Annotated in this window: 14 protein-coding genes; 11 read left to right on the forward strand and 3 right to left on the reverse strand. The window is 64.0% G+C overall.

Features of this window, described 5'->3' with window-relative positions; genetic code table 11:
• Nucleotide 1 precedes the first annotated feature (1 nt).
• From tssJ to NLY42_RS29775, 10 genes are all read left to right on the forward strand, one after another.
• Nucleotides 2–454 carry a type VI secretion system lipoprotein TssJ gene (tssJ, locus tag NLY42_RS29730; protein ID WP_023682615.1) on the forward strand — a complete coding sequence of 151 codons (453 nt, stop codon included), beginning with the start codon at nt 2–4 and terminating at the stop codon, nt 452–454.
• 156 nt (nt 455–610) lie between these two features.
• Complete coding sequence (gene tssK, locus NLY42_RS29735; RefSeq protein ID WP_286488924.1) at nt 611–1,945, forward strand: type VI secretion system baseplate subunit TssK; 1,335 nt, start codon at nt 611–613, stop codon at nt 1,943–1,945.
• 4 nt (nt 1,946–1,949) lie between these two features.
• Nucleotides 1,950–3,275, forward strand: a complete 1,326-nt coding sequence (gene icmH, locus NLY42_RS29740) for a type IVB secretion system protein IcmH/DotU (RefSeq protein ID WP_023754025.1) — start codon at nt 1,950–1,952, stop codon at nt 3,273–3,275.
• 1 nt (nt 3,276) lies between these two features.
• A complete protein-coding gene (gene tssM, locus NLY42_RS29745; RefSeq protein ID WP_023754024.1) occupies nt 3,277–6,813 on the forward strand; it encodes a type VI secretion system membrane subunit TssM in 3,537 nt (1,178 codons plus the stop codon).
• Nucleotides 6,795–7,331, forward strand: a complete 537-nt coding sequence (gene tagF / locus NLY42_RS29750; protein ID WP_023754023.1) for a type VI secretion system-associated protein TagF — start codon at nt 6,795–6,797, stop codon at nt 7,329–7,331. Before tssM ends, tagF begins: the two co-directional genes overlap by 19 nt.
• Before the next feature lie 5 nt (nt 7,332–7,336).
• Nucleotides 7,337–8,203 (forward strand): DUF4150 domain-containing protein, encoded by an 867-nt coding sequence (locus NLY42_RS29755; RefSeq protein ID WP_023682619.1) that lies wholly within the window; start codon nt 7,337–7,339, stop codon nt 8,201–8,203.
• Nucleotides 8,204–8,206: 3 nt separating this feature from the next.
• Nucleotides 8,207–8,656: a hypothetical protein gene (locus tag NLY42_RS29760; RefSeq protein ID WP_023682620.1), complete on the forward strand. Its 450-nt coding sequence runs from the start codon at nt 8,207–8,209 to the stop codon at nt 8,654–8,656.
• A gap of 18 nt (nt 8,657–8,674) precedes the next feature.
• Nucleotides 8,675–9,154, forward strand: coding sequence for a hypothetical protein (locus NLY42_RS29765; RefSeq protein WP_023682621.1), 480 nt, complete (start codon nt 8,675–8,677; stop codon nt 9,152–9,154).
• Between the two features lie 3 nt (nt 9,155–9,157).
• A complete protein-coding gene (locus NLY42_RS29770; protein WP_023754022.1) occupies nt 9,158–10,249 on the forward strand; it encodes a DUF2169 family type VI secretion system accessory protein in 1,092 nt (363 codons plus the stop codon).
• On the forward strand, nt 10,237–11,283 hold the full coding sequence (locus tag NLY42_RS29775) for a hypothetical protein (RefSeq protein ID WP_023754021.1): 1,047 nt from the start codon (nt 10,237–10,239) through the stop codon (nt 11,281–11,283). Before NLY42_RS29770 ends, NLY42_RS29775 begins: the two co-directional genes overlap by 13 nt.
• Nucleotides 11,284–11,316: 33 nt before the next feature.
• Here NLY42_RS29775 and NLY42_RS29780 read toward each other — a convergent pair whose 3' ends face one another.
• From NLY42_RS29780 to NLY42_RS29790, 3 genes are read right to left on the reverse strand one after another with little or no spacing between them, the layout of a single operon-like run.
• Entirely contained in the window at nt 11,317–12,480 is a 1,164-nt protein-coding gene (locus NLY42_RS29780) for a hypothetical protein (protein WP_023704807.1), read from the reverse strand.
• Between the two features lie 10 nt (nt 12,481–12,490).
• Nucleotides 12,491–12,916 carry a DUF6484 domain-containing protein gene (locus NLY42_RS29785; RefSeq protein ID WP_023682625.1) on the reverse strand — a complete coding sequence of 142 codons (426 nt, stop codon included), beginning with the start codon at nt 12,914–12,916 and terminating at the stop codon, nt 12,491–12,493.
• 7 nt (nt 12,917–12,923) lie between these two features.
• On the reverse strand, nt 12,924–15,257 hold the full coding sequence (locus NLY42_RS29790; protein WP_023754020.1) for a type VI secretion system Vgr family protein: 2,334 nt from the start codon (nt 15,255–15,257) through the stop codon (nt 12,924–12,926).
• Nucleotides 15,258–15,527: 270 nt separating this feature from the next.
• Here NLY42_RS29790 and tagH point away from each other — a divergent pair, with 270 nt between their 5' ends.
• A complete protein-coding gene (gene tagH, locus NLY42_RS29795) occupies nt 15,528–16,550 on the forward strand; it encodes a type VI secretion system-associated FHA domain protein TagH (RefSeq protein WP_023754019.1) in 1,023 nt (340 codons plus the stop codon).
• Nucleotides 16,551–16,744 lie beyond the last annotated feature (194 nt).

Below are 16,744 nucleotides of genomic sequence, written 5' to 3' on the forward strand. Positions count from 1 at the left end.
CATGATCGACAGACGCGAATTTATCCTTGCCATCGGGGCGACGGGACTGCTGACGGCTTGTCAGAGCGGCCCGCCCAAACCATCCGTCATCACAGTGAATCTTGCCGGTGGGGCCGGCATGAACCCGGGACCGGGCGGCGGCGACAGGCCGGTAACGGTAATGGTCTTACGGCTGAAGAGCACCGGCGCCTTCAATTCGGCCGATTATTTTGCCCTGCAGGGCGGTGCCGGCGCGGCACTTGGCGGCGATCTCATCGGCTCCGACACGGTTTCCGTCGGACCCGGCAAGACCGCATCGAAGACCATCACGGTCGAGCCAGAAGTGGCAGCACTCGGCTTCGTCGCGCTGATCAGGGAACCCGGCGGACGCAACTGGCGCACGACCAAATCGGTTTCGCCGGGATCGAAGTTCACGGTCAATGTGAAGCTCGGCAGCGGCGGGATTTCCGCCTAAAGCGCGTCGCGTTTGAACGGATCCAGGCGACGCGCTTTAGGTCTTTGTTTTTATGCATCGTTCTCTCAAAACCGTGACCACTTTTGAGCGACATGCATTGGCGGCAAAAGTCCGCAAGCCGCGCAACATGATGAGCAGGAAGCTGAGAGTGCCGGCATGAGCGATGCAAACAGGGTGCTGTGGTCGGAGGGACTGTTCCTCCGCACCCAGCATTTCCAGCAACAGGACCGCTTCTTCGAAGCGACGGTGCGCGGCGCCTTGCAGGCCGGGCATCTGCATACGTTCGGCTTTCGAACGCTGACGCTCGATCAGGCACAGCTCGATGCCGGCCAGATCTCGGTGCTCTCGGCACGCGGCATCTTTCCAGACGGGACGCCGTTCGCGATCCCCGAGACGATGGATGCGCCGCGGCCGCTGGCCGTGACGCCGGAGATGGGCGCTGGACCGGTGCTGATAGCGCTGCCGCTCGAGCCGCCAGGCGGCGTCGGCTTCGACCCCGCTCACGCCGAGCCGTCCGGCGCGCGCTATCGCGGCCGGATCGTGTCGGTGCGCGACGCCGTGCATGGCGGCTCCGATCCCGAGGAAATCGAGATCGCACGGCCGCAGGCGCTGTTGCTGGCGCCGGGCACGGCCGTCGGCGGCTACACCGCGCTGCCGGTGGCCGAACTCAAGGGCGTGCGCGCCGATGGCGGCGTGGCCCTGGACGACACCTTCCTGCCGCCGACCTTGGTCATCGGCGCGGCGTCCTGGTACAGCCGGCTGCTGCAGGAAGTGGTCACCGGCGTCGACCAGATCGCCGAGGCGCATGGCAAGATGGTGCTGGGCGGCCCCGGGCGCAGCGTCGAGGATCTTCTGATCCTCAATTTGGTCAACGCCGCGCGGCCGCGGCTGGCGCACATGCTGGCGCAGGATGTCTTCCATCCAGCCGAGGTCTATATGGAGCTGGCTGGCTTAGCCGGCTCGATGGCGACCTATGGCTCGAGCGCAAGGCGGCTCGGCGAACTGCCTGTCTACGACCACATGGCGCCCGGACCCGCCTATTCGGCGCTGGCCGATGCGCTGCGTTCGCTGATCCTCAGCCTGCGCTACATCGAGCCGAAATCGCGCGCCCTGCCGGTCATGCGCCATGCCACCAATGTGTGGAAGATCCGCATCGACAACCCGAAACTTCTGGTGGCGAGCCGCATCGTGGTGCGGATCGGCTCCGAACTGTCGGAGGATGCCTTGCGCAAGATTTTCGTCAACCAGGCGACCGTCGGCTCGGCCAGCGAATTCGAAGGGCTGTGGAAATCACGCCTGCCCGGCATTCCGCTGAAGCCCCTGCATTCGCAACCGCGCGAAATTCCCTATGACGGCGACCGGCTGTGCCTCGAACTCGACCAGAAAAGCGAGCACTGGGCCTCGCTGCTCGAAGCGCCCGGTTTCGTGATCGGCGTTTCGGGCGTGCTGCCCAGCGAACCGCAGGTCGACTGCTACTCGGTCAACAGGTGAGATGATGAGCAGGGACGATCCATTCGGACTGTCCGAGGATCGGGAGCGGACGCGCATTCGGCTGAGCGGAGCGCCAACGCCGCGCGCCATGCCGCTGCCGGCGTCAGGGGTGACCGCGAAACGCTCCGCGCGCGCGCATCCGAACGTGCTCGTCAACGCGTTCTCGCCGCTGCTGGAATTTGCACCCGAACTGGAAAACGCGCAGCCGCCGGAGAACCCGGAAGCCCTGCGCACCAGGCTGCTCGACGAACTTGTGCGCTGCCGCGACGCCACCATGGCGCAGGGCTCCTCGCTCGAGCGCGCCGACCAGGCGGCATGGCTGGTGGCTGCGTTGCTCGATGATCTGGCGCTGAATACGCCGTGGGGCGGAGCCAGCGCATGGCCACGCCAGCCGCTGGTGGTGATGCTGCGCGGCGACGTCGATGCCGGCGCGCAGTTCTTCGCCCGGCTCGAAGAGCTTGAACGCCATCCCAATCGCGACCGCGAAATGCTGGAGTTGCAATATCATTGCATGGCGCTCGGCTTCCGCGGCAAATATCGCGTGCCGGGCCGCTCCGGCGACCGTTCGCTCAATGCGGTGCGGGTGGCTGCAGCGCGTTTCCTGCGCGACAGCGACGCCGAAGGCGCACCGCTGTCGCCCAACTGGAAGGGCGTGATCGCCTCCGACGAACCGCAGCGCTTCATCGTGCCGATCTGGGTGATGGTTGCGGCGGCGGCGGTGATCGCCACCGCCATCCATATCGGCCTGTCGATGAGCCTGAGCAGCCAGGCGGTCGAGCTTTCGGCGCTGGTTCGCGCCTTGCCGCCGCCGACGCGTACGGATGTCACCCGCGCTTCGCCGAAGGTCGACGCGCCGCCGCCGGTGGCGGTGGATTTCGCGCTGCTGCCGGAATTCCAGGCGGCAGCACCCGACGAGCTCAAGAGAGCGCTGAGCGGCACGGAGAGCGTGTCGCTGGCGCGGCTGGTCATCCAGGCCTCCAATCCCGAACTCTTCCAGTCGTCGCGCGCGCAGCTGACAGACGGCTTCGATCCGCTCATCGCCTCGGTCGCCAAGGTGATCCTCGAGAACCAGGAGCTGATCGGCGATATCACCGTGGTCGGCCACACCGACGGCGTTCCCTTGCAAAAGACCAACCCACTGTCCACCAACCAGCGGCTGTCGGAAGCCCGCGCCGCGGAAATTGCCGATATCCTGATTCAGAACGGCGTGCCGAAGGAGCGCGTGCGCTCCGAAGGCCGGGCCGCCACCGATCCGGTGGCCGACGACGGCACACGCGAAGGCCGGGCCTTGAACCGCCGCGTCGAAGTGCTGGTCGAAAAGAGGCTGTGACATGTTCATCCTGCGCTTCCTCTGGGCGGTCCTGACTTCGCGTTTCCTGTGGACGCTCATCGGCCTGGCGCTGCTGTCGCTGATCATCTGGGTATTCGGCCCGATCGTACGGGTCGGCGACTATGTGCCGATGGCGTCGGAGACGGTGCGCATCGTCATCATCGCTCTTCTGGTGATCTTCTGGCTGATCTGGCTGATCGTCGCGCAGCGCCGCGCGATCCGCGCCAACCGCATGTTCGTCGCCGAGATTTCCGCCCCGGTCGAGGAAAAGCGGCTCAGCCCGGGCGAGGAAAACGTCGCCGCGGTCGGCGCCAAGTTCCAGGACGTCATGGTCGAGTTGAAGCGCCGCAAGCTCGGCGGCCGCAAGTTCCTGCGCGAGATGCCGTGGTATGTGATCGTCGGCCCGCCGGCGACCGGCAAGACGACGGCCTTGCGCCAATCCGGCCTCAACTTTCCCATCGACCTGACCGACGATCTGCAGGGCATCGGCGGTACCCGTAACTGCGACTGGTTCTTCTCCGAAAACGCAGTGATGATCGACACCGCTGGCCGCTATGTCCAGCAGGAAAGCCAGCCCGATGTCGACGCCGTGGAATGGCTGGGCTTCCTCGATCTGTTGAAGAAGCATCGTGGCCGTCGTGCGCTCAACGGCGTCATCGTTGCGCTTGGGATCGACGCGCTGTCCGAGGGCGACGAAGCCGTCAAGGCGCATGGCCGCAAGATCCGCAGGCGCTTGGCCGAGCTCGAAGAGCGGCTGGAAATCCGCTTGCCGGTCTATCTCATGCTGACCAAGGCCGATCTGATCAGAGGCTTCGAGGCTTTCTTCGGCGGCCTGTCGACGGCGGCGCGCGAACAGGTATGGGGGACGACCTTCCCGCTCGACGCGCGCGTCGATGCCAAGGCGATCGCGGGTGAAGTCACGACGCTGTCGAGGGAGCTGGAAAAGCGGCTGGTGCCACGGCTGGAGGATGAGGACAAGCTGGCCGAACGGGCCGAGATCTTCCGCTTTCCCGCACAGCTGCAAAGCCTGTCCGAGCCGATCCAGGTGCTGGTCGAGGCGATGTTCGGCGAGAGCCGCTACGAGGAGGCAGCCTGGCTGCGCGGCCTCTATCTGACCTCGGCCACCCAGGAAGGCGCGCCGATCGATCGGCTGACCGCAGCGCTGGCCTCCTCCTTCGGGCTGCCGGCACGACGCACGATGCCGGCGCAGCGCTTCGAGAAGCGCAGCTTCTTCCTCAAAAACCTTTTGACCGAGGTGATCTTCAAGGAGGCCGGGCTCGGCACCTTCGATCCGCTGGCGCAGCGCCGCCGCAGCTGGATCTGGCGCGGTGCCGCCGCTGCCTGCGCGGCTGCGGCCATACTCGCCGGCGGCCTGTTCACCTGGTCCTACTACGACAACCGCAACGCCATCGCCGCGCAAGCCGGCCAGTTCGAAGCACTGCAGGCGCCGCTGACGTCGACCGCCGCGACGCCCGCCTCGGTGCTGCAGCCGGCTATGGACGTTGCCCTGACCGCCATGGACGAAGTCGCCAATGCCAGGACTGCGCCTCCGAACAAGGCACAGGACCTGCTCGGACCATCGGCTTCGGCCGAGATGATGCGGGCGCAGACCGACACCTATGACCACGCTCTGCGCAACGTGCTGGAGCCGCGGATGGTGGCGTTGCTCGAAGCGACCATGTGGCGGCAGATCCGCGATCCGGACTTCATGCTGGGGGCGCTCAAGACCTACCGCATGATGACCGGTCTGTCTCAGATGGACTCCGACTTCGTCGAGAATTGGTGGGTGAACGACCTGCCCGAATTCGCGCCGGCCGCGCCCTTCCCGACAGCCGATGCGGAAGAACACCAGCTGGCAGCGATCCGCCGCATGGCGGTCGACGACAGCTACATCGCGCCCGACCAGGCGCTGGTCGCCGAAGCGCTGAAAACGGTCTGCACGATCTCGCTGCCGGCGCGGGCCTACAAGCAATTGCTGGCCGATCCGGCGGTGGCCGGATTGAAGGAATGGATCCCCGCCAATTTCGCCGGGCCGAACGGCGCCAAGGTGTTTTCGCGACGCTCCGACAAGACGCTGCGCGTCGGCATATCAGGCGCCTTCACCTATGACGGCTTCCACGATGCGATCCTCGACCGGGTCGAGGATGTCGCCGCCCAGGCGGCACTCGACCGCGCCGTGTTTGCCGGCGGCTGCTCGGAAAATTCCGAGACGTCGGTGTCGGCGCTATCGGAAGATATCCTGAAGCTCTACTATGACGATTACATCGCGCAGTGGGACAGTTTTTTGCGCGACATGCGGCTGGCGCCGCTCAGCGACCTCAACATTGCCAGCGAGAATCTGAAGGACCTTTCCAGCGCCGATTCCGCGCTCAAGCGGCTGTTGACGGCGGTGGTCCAGGAGGTCGACCTCACCCGCTCGGACGAGGCGCCGACCGACGACAAGGCGGCGGCGAAGGGCGGCTCGAAACTACTGGGCAAACTCGGCAAGCTGGGCAAGATCGTCAAGACCGGCGCCAAGCTGTTGCCGCGCGCAGGCTCGGCGAGCGAAGTCGACCTGACCGGCACGCTGGTGGCCGAGCACTTCAAGCCGCTCAAGAGCACGATTGCCGAGGTCGACGGCCAGCCGCCGGCGCTCGATGCCGCGGTCGTTGCGCTGACGGCGCTGTCCAATGTGCTGCAGACGGTGACCGCCAATCCCGACCCGCAGGACGCGATCAAGAAACAGGGCGGGCTGGCCGAACTGACCGGCGCCGTCGCCCGCCAGGCACAGATCCTGCCCGACCCCGTGAACACCTGGCTGAGCGGCATTGCCGGCGACACCAGCGGGTTGACGCAGAAGGCCGTCGCTTCCGAGCTCAACGCCATCTGGCGCGCCGACATCCTGCCCTTCTGCCAGGCCGCGCTCAACGACCGCTATCCGTTCAGCCCCGACAGTGCCGTCGACGTCAACGTGCGCGACTTCGCCCGCCTGTTCGGACCGGCAGGGATGATCGACGGCTTCATCAACGACCATCTGATCGGCTATGTCGACACCTCGGCGCAGCCTTGGAAATGGCGTGCCGATTTCGGCCTCGACCCATCGGCGCTCGCCGCCTTCGAGCAGGCGCGGCGCATCCGCGACGATCTCTTTCCCGGCGGTCAGGGCCCGGTGATGGCCTTCACGCTCGAGCCGACCGACCTGTCGCCCAACGTGACCCGCGTCACGCTCAACCTCGATGGCCAGAACCTGGTCTATTTCAACAATGCGACGCGGCCGCAGCCGATGACCTGGCCCGGCAAGGACGGCACCGGCGTTATCTCGCTCGCCTTCCAGCCGATCGACGGCTCGCCCGAAATCATGCTCAACGAGACGGGAAGCTGGGCGTGGCTGAGGATGCTGCGCGGCGGCCGCTTCACCGGGACGTCGCTGTCCGATGTCTACAGCCTGCGGCTGGGGACGAAAGGCATGTACGCCGATTTCAAGCTCAAGGCGGCGAGCGTCGAAAATCCCTACAACCTCCAGATGTTCAAGAAATTCTCATGTCCGCCGCAGATCTGAACATCGGCTTCTTCGGCAAGATTCCGGCGACCGGAGATTTCGTTGCCGTAAACCTGCCGCGGACCTTCATCGACCGCTGGGACCGCTGGATGTCGATGGAGTTGCGCGAGAGGCCAGACGAGGGGGAATTGGATTCGCGTGTTTGGCGCTTCATCGTCAGGAGCGGCATTTTCGGCGACCGGCCCTGTGCCGGCGCATGGCGCATGAGCGAGGACCGCGTGGGACGCCGCTATCCGTTCGCGATCATCGGGATTGGGGCTACACCGGCACCTGACGATGCATGGTTCGACGGCGTTGCGTCAATCGTTGATGAAGCGGTCGAATTGCAGAGGACGCAGTCCTGGATAGCCGAAGGCTTGGCCAACCTTGCCGCGCCCAGCAACAGCCATGGCGATCCGAACCGGATTGGCTTCTGGCTCGACGACTGGTCGGTGCATGAGTTCGCGTTCTCGGATATTCACGACCTGGCGGCCAACGCCCTGCCGAAAATGCGCGCCCCGCGCCCTGAGACGGAATAGCTCTGATGGGCAGCACAGTCTTTGCTGAAGGCATGGGCTTCTTCCACAAAGGAAGCGGCGGCAAGGGCGTGGCGCCGGGAGATGTGTGCTTGAGCCCGCCTTCCCCGCCGGCAGGCCCGGTTCCGGTTCCATACGTCAACATGCTGTCTTCCAGCGATCTCACCAAAGGCAGTAAGAGCGTAAAGATCGAAGGCAATCCGACCGCGCTCGAAAGCTCGTCGGAGGTTGCGACCAGCACCGGCAACGAGCCGGCCACCCAAGGCCTCGGCGCGGGGGTCATAACGCACAAGATCAAGGGCAAGGGAGTGTTCAAGCTCTGGTCGTTCGTCGTCAAGGTGGAGGGTAAGGGTGTCTGCCGCCATGGCGACACCATGGAGCAGAACACGGCAAGTCCACTCCCGAACACCATCGATACCGCCGCCTTGGTCAACTTCCGCAATGCTCTTCTGGTGAAAGAGAAGAAGAAATGCACGACCGATTATTGCTACGACGATCATTACACCCAGCCAACAGGCCCGCAGAAAGCCAAGGTTCAGAACCGGCCATGCTGGGAATGCAAACGTAACCTTGACAGGTTGAAGAAACGCACGACCGGCAAGAACAAGACCGCGATCAAGCGACTGGAGGCCAAGGTCAACCGGCAAATTTCGGGGAAGGAAGCCCCGCTGATCGCCGATCACCAGCCGACGCAGAAGGCAGCGTGGTACGCGGGTGGATGCAATATAGAGATCGTCCCACAAGGCTTCAAGGATGCGATGAAAGCGCTTTACGTCAGGCCGCATTGCTCCAGCCACAGCAACAGCCAGCCGGGCCGGCAGTCGAAGGTGGACAACAAGGCGATTAGGAAGTTCATGAACGCTCGGGGGATCTAGGCGATGAGTGCAACGGGTTTTGCCGATCTCGACGCTGACTATACGGCGATAATCGATGCGTGGACCGCAGAGCTCCACGCCGTCATGCCGGCGATCGAGGAATGGTGGGGCGCACTGCAGCAGCGCCTGAACGCCTCCGGTGAGAACATAGCCAATCTGCATTGGCCCGCCGGGCTGGTGGCCCATCCACGGATTCTGGCGATCTACCGCAAGCACTACTTCAAGGTTCACGGCCTGAACCTTGAACGGTACGCCCGACAGACCGATGATGACGACGAGGACGATGAATCGAACTGGGGTGAGGATGGCGACGAAGCGGACGCCAGCGGTCCCGTGCCGCCCAATCTGCTGCTGGTCGAAATGATGTCCGAATACGACACGGAACTATTCAAGTACTTCAAGTACTTCGTCTATGTCCCGATCGGCGAGGATCCATCTCTCGAAATGTGCTGAGGCTAGAAGAAGATGGCAATGCGGATTGATCATAGTGTCGAACTCGGCCTGAACCGGCTTCTCAACGCACCCCAGGACGTTGTCGGTCCCGATCATGGAATCCGCCTTTCGCGCCGCGAGGCCTCTGCTGCCTATAGGTCCCTGTTCAAGGCCTACCTCGCTGACTTGCAGGAGACGTTCGAGGTGGCTTCCGAGATCTGGGAAGCTGGCCTCGACGAACTGGTCGATGGCGGCCTGACCGTCAATCAAGCGATCACGGCCCAGCTGGATGATGCAGCGGCCGGCCCGGCGAATCATCCGGCGGTGGTGTGGCTCGTGCGGGAATACTGGCTGCGATGCGTTGCGGTGGGGGAAACGCTGCCCGCGGCCGACCGCCTCGCGCCTGAGGTGTTCCTGCTGCAATGGGTCGTCGATGAAGGCAACAAGGAATATGTAGAACTGCTGACGGCCATGCCCTATTGGCCGATCGGGCTTGATGAAAACGGCCGGTGGTGCTGAACGATGGCCTTCGATGTCTGGCTGGAAAACAGGACACCCTTCGCCGCCGCGACGCACGTCCAATTGAATGCTGACGGCCAAGAAACTCTGATTGTCATGCTATCGGCAAGTTTCACGGCGACGGATGAAGGAAAGGAATTCCAGCCAGCGGCCGAACAGGTGCCGGTGATCTTTGGCGATGAGCCTTTTGGCGATCCGGCCCTTTCATCGACCCGCTACGAAGCGGACATCGCGCCCGTCAAGCCTGGCGCCGAGGTGATCGTGAATGGCGTCGCGCACGCGCCGGATGGAAGGCCGGTACGCGAGATGCAGGTTGGCCTGCGTGTCGGTAACTCGATCCGCAAGGTAATGCAGGTCGTCGGGGACCGGATCTACGACTCCGGCGGCTACAGCGCACCGGCGCCTTTCCGGACCATGCCGATCGTCTATGAACGCACCTATGGCGGCACTTTGGAAGACTTGCGCACGGACCAGCGCAACCCAGTCGGCGTGGGGTACCATAACGCCCGGTCTGCAGATCCTGCGGTCAGAACCGAGGCGCCCAACGTCATGTATCCGGGCGAAGCGCAAGCCCGACCTGGGGAATCCCTGAGGCCGGCGGGATTCGGGACGATTGGCCGGGGCTGGCAACCGCGCCTGGCTTTCGCCGGAACCTACGACAAGGCTTGGCTCGAATCCCAATGGCCGCTCGCTCCCAAAGACTTCGACACGCGGCATTATATGTGCGCCCCAGCCGATCAGCAGATGGCCGGCATCGGCAACGGCGAGGATATCACGGTGATCGGCATGACGGCTTCGGGCAGATGGGATTTCCGCCTGCCGCGCATCACGGCCCCGCTTCGGCTCATTTATGACGATCGTGTAGAAGAAAACGCGTTCAAGCCTGACACCGTGCTCATCGAGCCTGACTTGAAGCGCGTGACCCTTAAGGCTCGTTTGGCAGTGGTAATCCGGCGCAACGTGCCGGCGCTGCGGGAAATCGCCTTCGGCCACATTTCTCCTGTTTGGATCAATGCGCGCCGCAAGCGAAAACTCTATCTCAATCTTCTCGGCGGCGACGGGGCCCTGCGCGATCGCTCGGCGTGGCAGCCGTGAAGCGGCCGCTCTACATCTCGGTTGGTGGCGCCGTCACGCCTGCTGGATTGAACGCGCGCCAGACCATCTCAGCCATTCGCGCCAACCTGTCAGCATTTCAGGAGGTGCCTCTTTCAGAGCCGTTTCCCACCACACAGATCGTGGCACGCATTCCAGCCAAGGCGGGCCTGCGACGCAATGACCGGGTATGGCTCGCCAGCATGGGCGCCCGCGCTCTCAAGGAGGCGATGCTCGACAACAAGGCAACGCCGGACCAGACCGCTGTTCTGCTCGCGCTGCCGGAGAGTTTCCGCGACCATCCGGCGTATGAAGAGGTCGAGCGGGGGCGCCTTTTGAATGCCATTTTCGAGCGATGCGGCCTGCGCTTCAATGCCGGCTCGCGCGTATTTGACGGCGGTGCCGCAGCCAGCGCCGGACTGCTCGACTATGCCGGCGACATGCTAGAATCCGGGACCGTCGCGCAGGTGCTGCTGGGTGGTGTGGACAGCCTCGTCAACGGGACCGACATTGCGCGCTTGATGCGAGCCAATCGTCTGAAATCCGAAAACAATGCTCAAGGGGCAGTCCCTGGCGAGGGCGCTGTCTTCGTGCGCCTGACGCGAGCGCCGGGGAGCGGGCCGGCTGCAATGATTTGCGGGGCGGGCCTGGCTCAAGAGATCGACAGCGTTCTTTCCGAACGCCAGAGTCAAGGCCGTGCGATGGTGGCTTCGCTGCTTGCTGCCTTCAGCGGGTCCGGACCCAAGGAACCCGATATCGAGTTCCTTGTCAGCAATGGAAACGGGGAACGGTACAGCGGGCTCGAACAACTGGTCGGTCGCTCGCGCTTCTACCGCACGCACCGCGAGATATTCCCGACAGCCTACCCTGCGATGACGGTCGGCGACATTGGAGCCGCTAGTGCGGCACTTGTTCTGATGCTGGCGGCCGACAGTTTTATAAGCGGTTACGCGCCGGGCCGCGTCGCAGCCTGCGAGCTTGCATCCGAGGGTGGCAACCGGTCGGCGATCGCGCTTACCGACCTCCGCCAACGCTGAACGGAGGGACAAGCCTTCCCTCGGCGAAAGCGATCACATCCACGCCGGGAACTTGCGTGTCCTGCGCCAGTCTGCCAGCGGCGCCTCGGGCGTGGCGATCGCCGCGCGCAACGCATCCACCCTGAGCCTGCGCATCGAACGGAACAGACGATGGTTGCGCCCGCCGCGCCCTTCGTCCCACCATGCTTCGACGCGATCGGCGGCCGGCAGCGAGCTGTCGTCGAGTTGGGCAAAGCCCTCGCCAAGAACAGCTGGATCGGCAACGAAAAGGTCGGTGTCGCCGAAGTCCACCTCGAACAGATCGCGAAGTGCTGCACCCGCTGCGGATGCCAGTTCCGGCTCGCGCATCTTCTCGATCAGCCACGGCACCACCGCTTGGTCGCCGAGCAGCCCGATCGATGCCGTGGCCGCGATGCGCAAGACAGGCTGTCCGAGACGTGATTGCAGCCAGGCCTTGCCGGCCTTCGGCGGCGTCGTCAGCAGGCGCAACTCGATCGCCGCCTGCGCATGGTCCGTCTCCGTCAGCACGATCTTGTCGATCACCGAGTGCGCGGACCGAGCCTCGCCAAGCAGGCAAGCAGCGAAGGCGGCCGCAAGACGTTCTTTCGTTGTCTCGCCGTCAAGCCCAGCCAGGACTTCCGGAAGCAGGTCGCGCCGCCTGAGCACGCCGGCGAGCCGGACGGCGCGCCAACGCACGTTCGCATTGGAATGGCTGGCCAGATCATGCAGGCGCTGTCCCGGATCGACGCGATGATGCCAGAGCGCAGATAGCCCAAGACAGCGCAGCCGCGCGTCGCGCGTGTCCAGCCACTGCGCCACGAACGGGCGCAGGTTTTCGCCCGGCGTGCGCGCGATCGCGGCAGACAGGCTCGATATGCCGGCGTCACCTAGGCTTGCGCCCGCGTCGATTGCAGAGGTCACCAATTTGGCATCGCTCCAACGCATTGCCAGAGTGCCAAGCACGAAAATCTCGCCCGGTTCGGCGTAGTCGGCGAAGCGCGCTTGAGCAGCTTCCCAACCGGCCTTGCCGGCTGCCATGAGCCCTTCGAGATTGGCTTCGAGACGCTGGTCGATGCGGCCGATATCGGTCTCGTCGAGGATTGGACCGTCGATCTCCAGACGACGTCGAAGCCACAGGAACGCCGCGTCCTCGGCGTGTTGGTCCACGATCGCCGCAATGGTCGCGATGCTGTGCATCGGCAATGCCTCAGTTAAGATGCACGGCCCCGCCGCGGATGCGGTTGGTGCCACTGGCCTGGCTGGTCAACTGGGTGCCACGAATGGTCACGCGTCCATTCTTCTCCAGAATGATCGATGCCAGGCCGCAGCGCAGTTCAATGCGCTCATCGCCGTTGATGACGACACGTTCGCCGTCGCGGACGACTTCGAGGCTCCTGCCGCGGGGCGCAGGATCGACGATGCGCCCGACCACCAGCGGCCGCGCCGGGTCGCCGCCCTCGAAGAGCAAAGCCAGTTCGGATCCGACGGCCGAAACGTCCAGCTCCGTCAGGCTGCGCGCCGCTATCGCGGTCTCGCGCGGATTGCCGACGAAGACAACCAGCGGCGCCCCGCCTTGGAAGCCGATCAGCAGGCCGATCACGACGCCGTCGATACGCTCCAGCACTTCCATGATGATGCCCTCAATTGTTGTTGATCGTGCTGCCCTTGACGATCACCTCGCCGTCGGCCTTGACGGTGATCTTGCCGCTGCCCTTGAGGGTAATATCCTTCCCATCAGCGACAATGGTGCCATCCTTTTTCATCGTGATCGAGGCCGAACCGCATTTGAGCGTGATCGAGTCGGCCGCCTCGATCATCAGATTCTTGCCGACCTTGATCACACTGTCTTCGGCTATCTGGATTCCGCTGCCTTTGCCGACCTTGAGCGCGTGCCCGCCGCCGACATCGGTTGCGTCGTCCGCAGCGATTTTTGCCGACCTGCCCTTGCCGATCTGCGACGACTGTGCCCCGCCGATGGTGAAACTCTGATCGGCGCCAACATTGACGCTTTGCGCCGCCGCGATGTTCCAGCTATCAGCCGCGCCGATATCGTGGCTCTGCGCAGCACCTACGGTGACCGACCGCGTCGCACCGATCGTGTTCGTCTGCGGACCGCCCACAGTTCGGGTCTCGGATGCTCCGACCGAATCGACCCGGGCCGCGCCAACGGTCACCGTCTGGACGATTGCAACCGTCTGGGTGTGGTTGGCACCTATGGTCTCCGTGGAGTTCGAGCCGATGTTGATCGTCTCATCGACCCCCACCGTCAGTGAGCGGTTCTTGCCCACCGTCTCAGTGTCGTTCGACCCGATATTGGTCGTCTGGTCGACGCCGACCTTGACCGTCTTGTTGTTGCCGACGTCCTCGTCGAGGTTGTGGCCGACGGAGTGCTTGGCGTCGTGGTCGATGCGGTCGGACTGGTCGTGCTGCACCGTCTTGTTGCGGTCGTGCTTGATCAGAAGGTGGTGGTCCTTCTGCGCCTGGAAGTTGACCAGCTCCGAGCCGGCCTTGTCTTCGAACATCAGTTCGTTGTAGCCGCCACCGCCCTTCGACGAGTTGGACTTCCAGCCCGACTGCGTGGCGTTGCCGGGCAGTCCGTAGGGCGGCATCTGCGAGGCGTTGTAGACCCTGCCGGTGATGATCGGCAGGTCGGGATTGCCTTCGATGAAATCGACGATCACTTCCTGGCCGATGCGCGGGATCTGGATGAAGCCCCAGCCGCTGCCGGCCCAGGTCTGCGACACACGCACGAAGCAGGAGCTCTTCTGGTCCTTCTTGCCGAGGCGGTCCCAGTGGAACTGCACCTTCACCCTGGCATATTTGTCGGTGAAGATCTCCTCGCCGGACGGACCGACCACGGTCGCCGTCTGCGGCCCGCGCATGATCGGCCTTGGCGTGATGCGCGGCGGCCGATAAGCAACTGAAGTCGGCGCCAGGCCGAGCACGACCTTGAAATTCTCGCCATCGGTGTCGACGCCGGCGCGGTAACCCGGATCGAACAGCCGGTATTCGGCGCTGACAACCAGATAGTCCTTGTTCTGGTCGTCGCGCGGAAAGCCGTCGAGCTTGAAGGTGCAGCCTGAGAACAGGCCCCGCACCGTGCCGACGGCGGCGATGCGCATGTGCGGCGCTTGGATCTCCTCGCGCCTGATCGTCGCCAGGCTGTCGCCGCGGCCGACTTCGAGATGCGCACCGGGATGGCGATAGTTCTCGCCGGCCGCCTGCTTGTGGCCGAAGGGCTGCGCCGACTTCGCCATCAGGTCGGCGGCGGGTTTTTCGAAGTCATAGTCGGTGTGGGCATAGGCGCCGGGGCGCACCGCGCTGCCTGGAATCCAGTCGGTGATGTACTCGACGTCGCGGCGCGAGCCCTGCCCTTCGAACTGATATAGCACCGTCTCATAGCCCGGCGCCGGCTTCAGCTTGCTCATGGCGTCGGCCAGGATCAGCGTGTGCTCGCCCTCGGCATGCTCGAAGAAGTACATTATGCCTTCGTGCTCGAGCAGCCGCTGCACGAAATCGAGGTCGCTCTCGTCATATTGCACGCAATATTCGCGCGGCGGATAGGAGCCCTGCAGGCGCTTCTCGAACTTGGCGATGCCGCCATATTTGGAGAAAATCTCCTCCACGATCTCGACGGCGGTCTTGTCCTGGAAAATGCGGCAGTCGGTGGTATTTCCTAGGAACCACAACCACGGCCTGACGACCGCCTCGTAGTGAGCCAGCCGATCTTCGATGCGGGTAAGGCGAAACTCGGCGATGAGGCCGCTGAACCAGCGCTTGGGGTCGGCCTCGCCTTCGATCGAAACGGCGCCGCCCAGCATCTTCAGCGGGTCGATATCGGCATTGGTCGAAACAAATCCAACGGTGTAGGCAAGGCAGCGGCTGATCTCGTCGCGGCCGACGAGATGCGTGAAAGTCAACAGTTCGGCGCCGACCGGCGTCTGCACAAGCGCGGCGCGTTGTTCACTCGGCATGGGTCGTGCCCCTCCTGAGCGCTAGTGTGGCAGGTTCGAAGCCCTTCTTGTGTTAACGACCTCACGTTCAGGGATATTTCGCAACTTGCCACCCAAGCCATGTTGAGCCTACCACATGTTCTATGGCAGACCAAAGAGGACAAGCGGCAGGCCGTTGCTGTTGCGCCGCTTTCGCCAGTGTGAAACGCCGCTCTCCCGCTGTGCCCGCAAGCTGCTAGACTGTGGCACATCGGATCAATGGAAACGGCAGCGGTCGACGGTCCATAGCGCATGTTCATCAGTCTGCAGATCAGCAATGTCGATGTCCTGCCTGCCGGGCTGCCGCCCGGCTACGCATCGCGCGATCGCGGCTTCGAGATCGGGCGGGAGAACTGCGCCTGGACCTTGCCAGATCCGGACAAATTCATCTCCGGCCGGCACTGCGAAATCCGCTACGAAGGCGGCGCCTTCTTTCTCTACGACGTCTCGCGCAACGGAACTTTCGTCAACGGCTCGAGCCAGCGCCTGACCGGCCCGCACCGGCTTGCGCAAGGCGACCGGCTCCGGATCGGCCGCTATATCGTCTCGGTGTCGATCGATGACGGGAACCCAGCCTTCGGTGGCCACGGCTCGACGCAACGGCAGATGCCCGTTGCCGGATCCTTTCCAGACCATGCCGCTTCGCCACGGCCACTGACCGCGCCGCCCGCTTCGGTCTCCAGCCGGCCGCAGCAAGCCGACGAGATCCTGCGCGCGATTGCCGCCGGCGCCGGCATCCCGCCGGAAGTGCTCCTGCTGCGCCAACCGCAGAAGGTGGCCGGCGAGATCGGCGCGGTGCTGCGCATCGTCGTCGACGAGCTGGTGTTGCTGCTGAAGGCGCGCGCCGCTGCAAAAGTCCTGGCCAAGACCAGCGATCGAACCATGATCAACGCCGCCGACAACAATCCGCTGAAGTTCGTGCCCGGGACAGACGAAATCCTCGACATCATGTTCGCGCGGCGCAGGGCCGGCTATCTCGATGCCAGGCACAGCATCGAAGACGCTTTCCACGACCTCAAAACACATGAATTCGCCACCTTCGCCGCCATGCAGGCAGCGCTGTCGCGGTTGCTTGACGATCTGTCGCCCGAGGCGATTGCGAAAAAACTGCCGCCATCCTCCTTTGCCTCGAAGAAGACGCGCGCCTGGGACGCGCTGGTCGCGACCTGGCGGGCCAAGGAGGAAGCGCACGAGAACGGCATGCTGGACATATTCCTCACCTATTTCAGTGAAGCCTATGCCAAGGCCGCCAAACAGAAGACCGGCAAGGGCTAAGCCCGCGCACCGCTGAAGACACCGTGAAGCGACCCGAGCACGGGCCGGCCACCAAAATTGCGCCGGGTTTCCATCGCAACCTTCTGAGACTACGATCACATACGACGATTGAGCACGCGGGTACGGTTGGTCGACCTCGGGGGTCTGCGGCACATGTCATGTCACGGCGAGATAGCGTCCTGCGGTCCGCGTTT

Source organism: Mesorhizobium sp. C372A (assembly GCF_030323245.1).
In the GTDB taxonomy this organism is placed as follows: Bacteria; Pseudomonadota; Alphaproteobacteria; order Rhizobiales; family Rhizobiaceae; genus Mesorhizobium.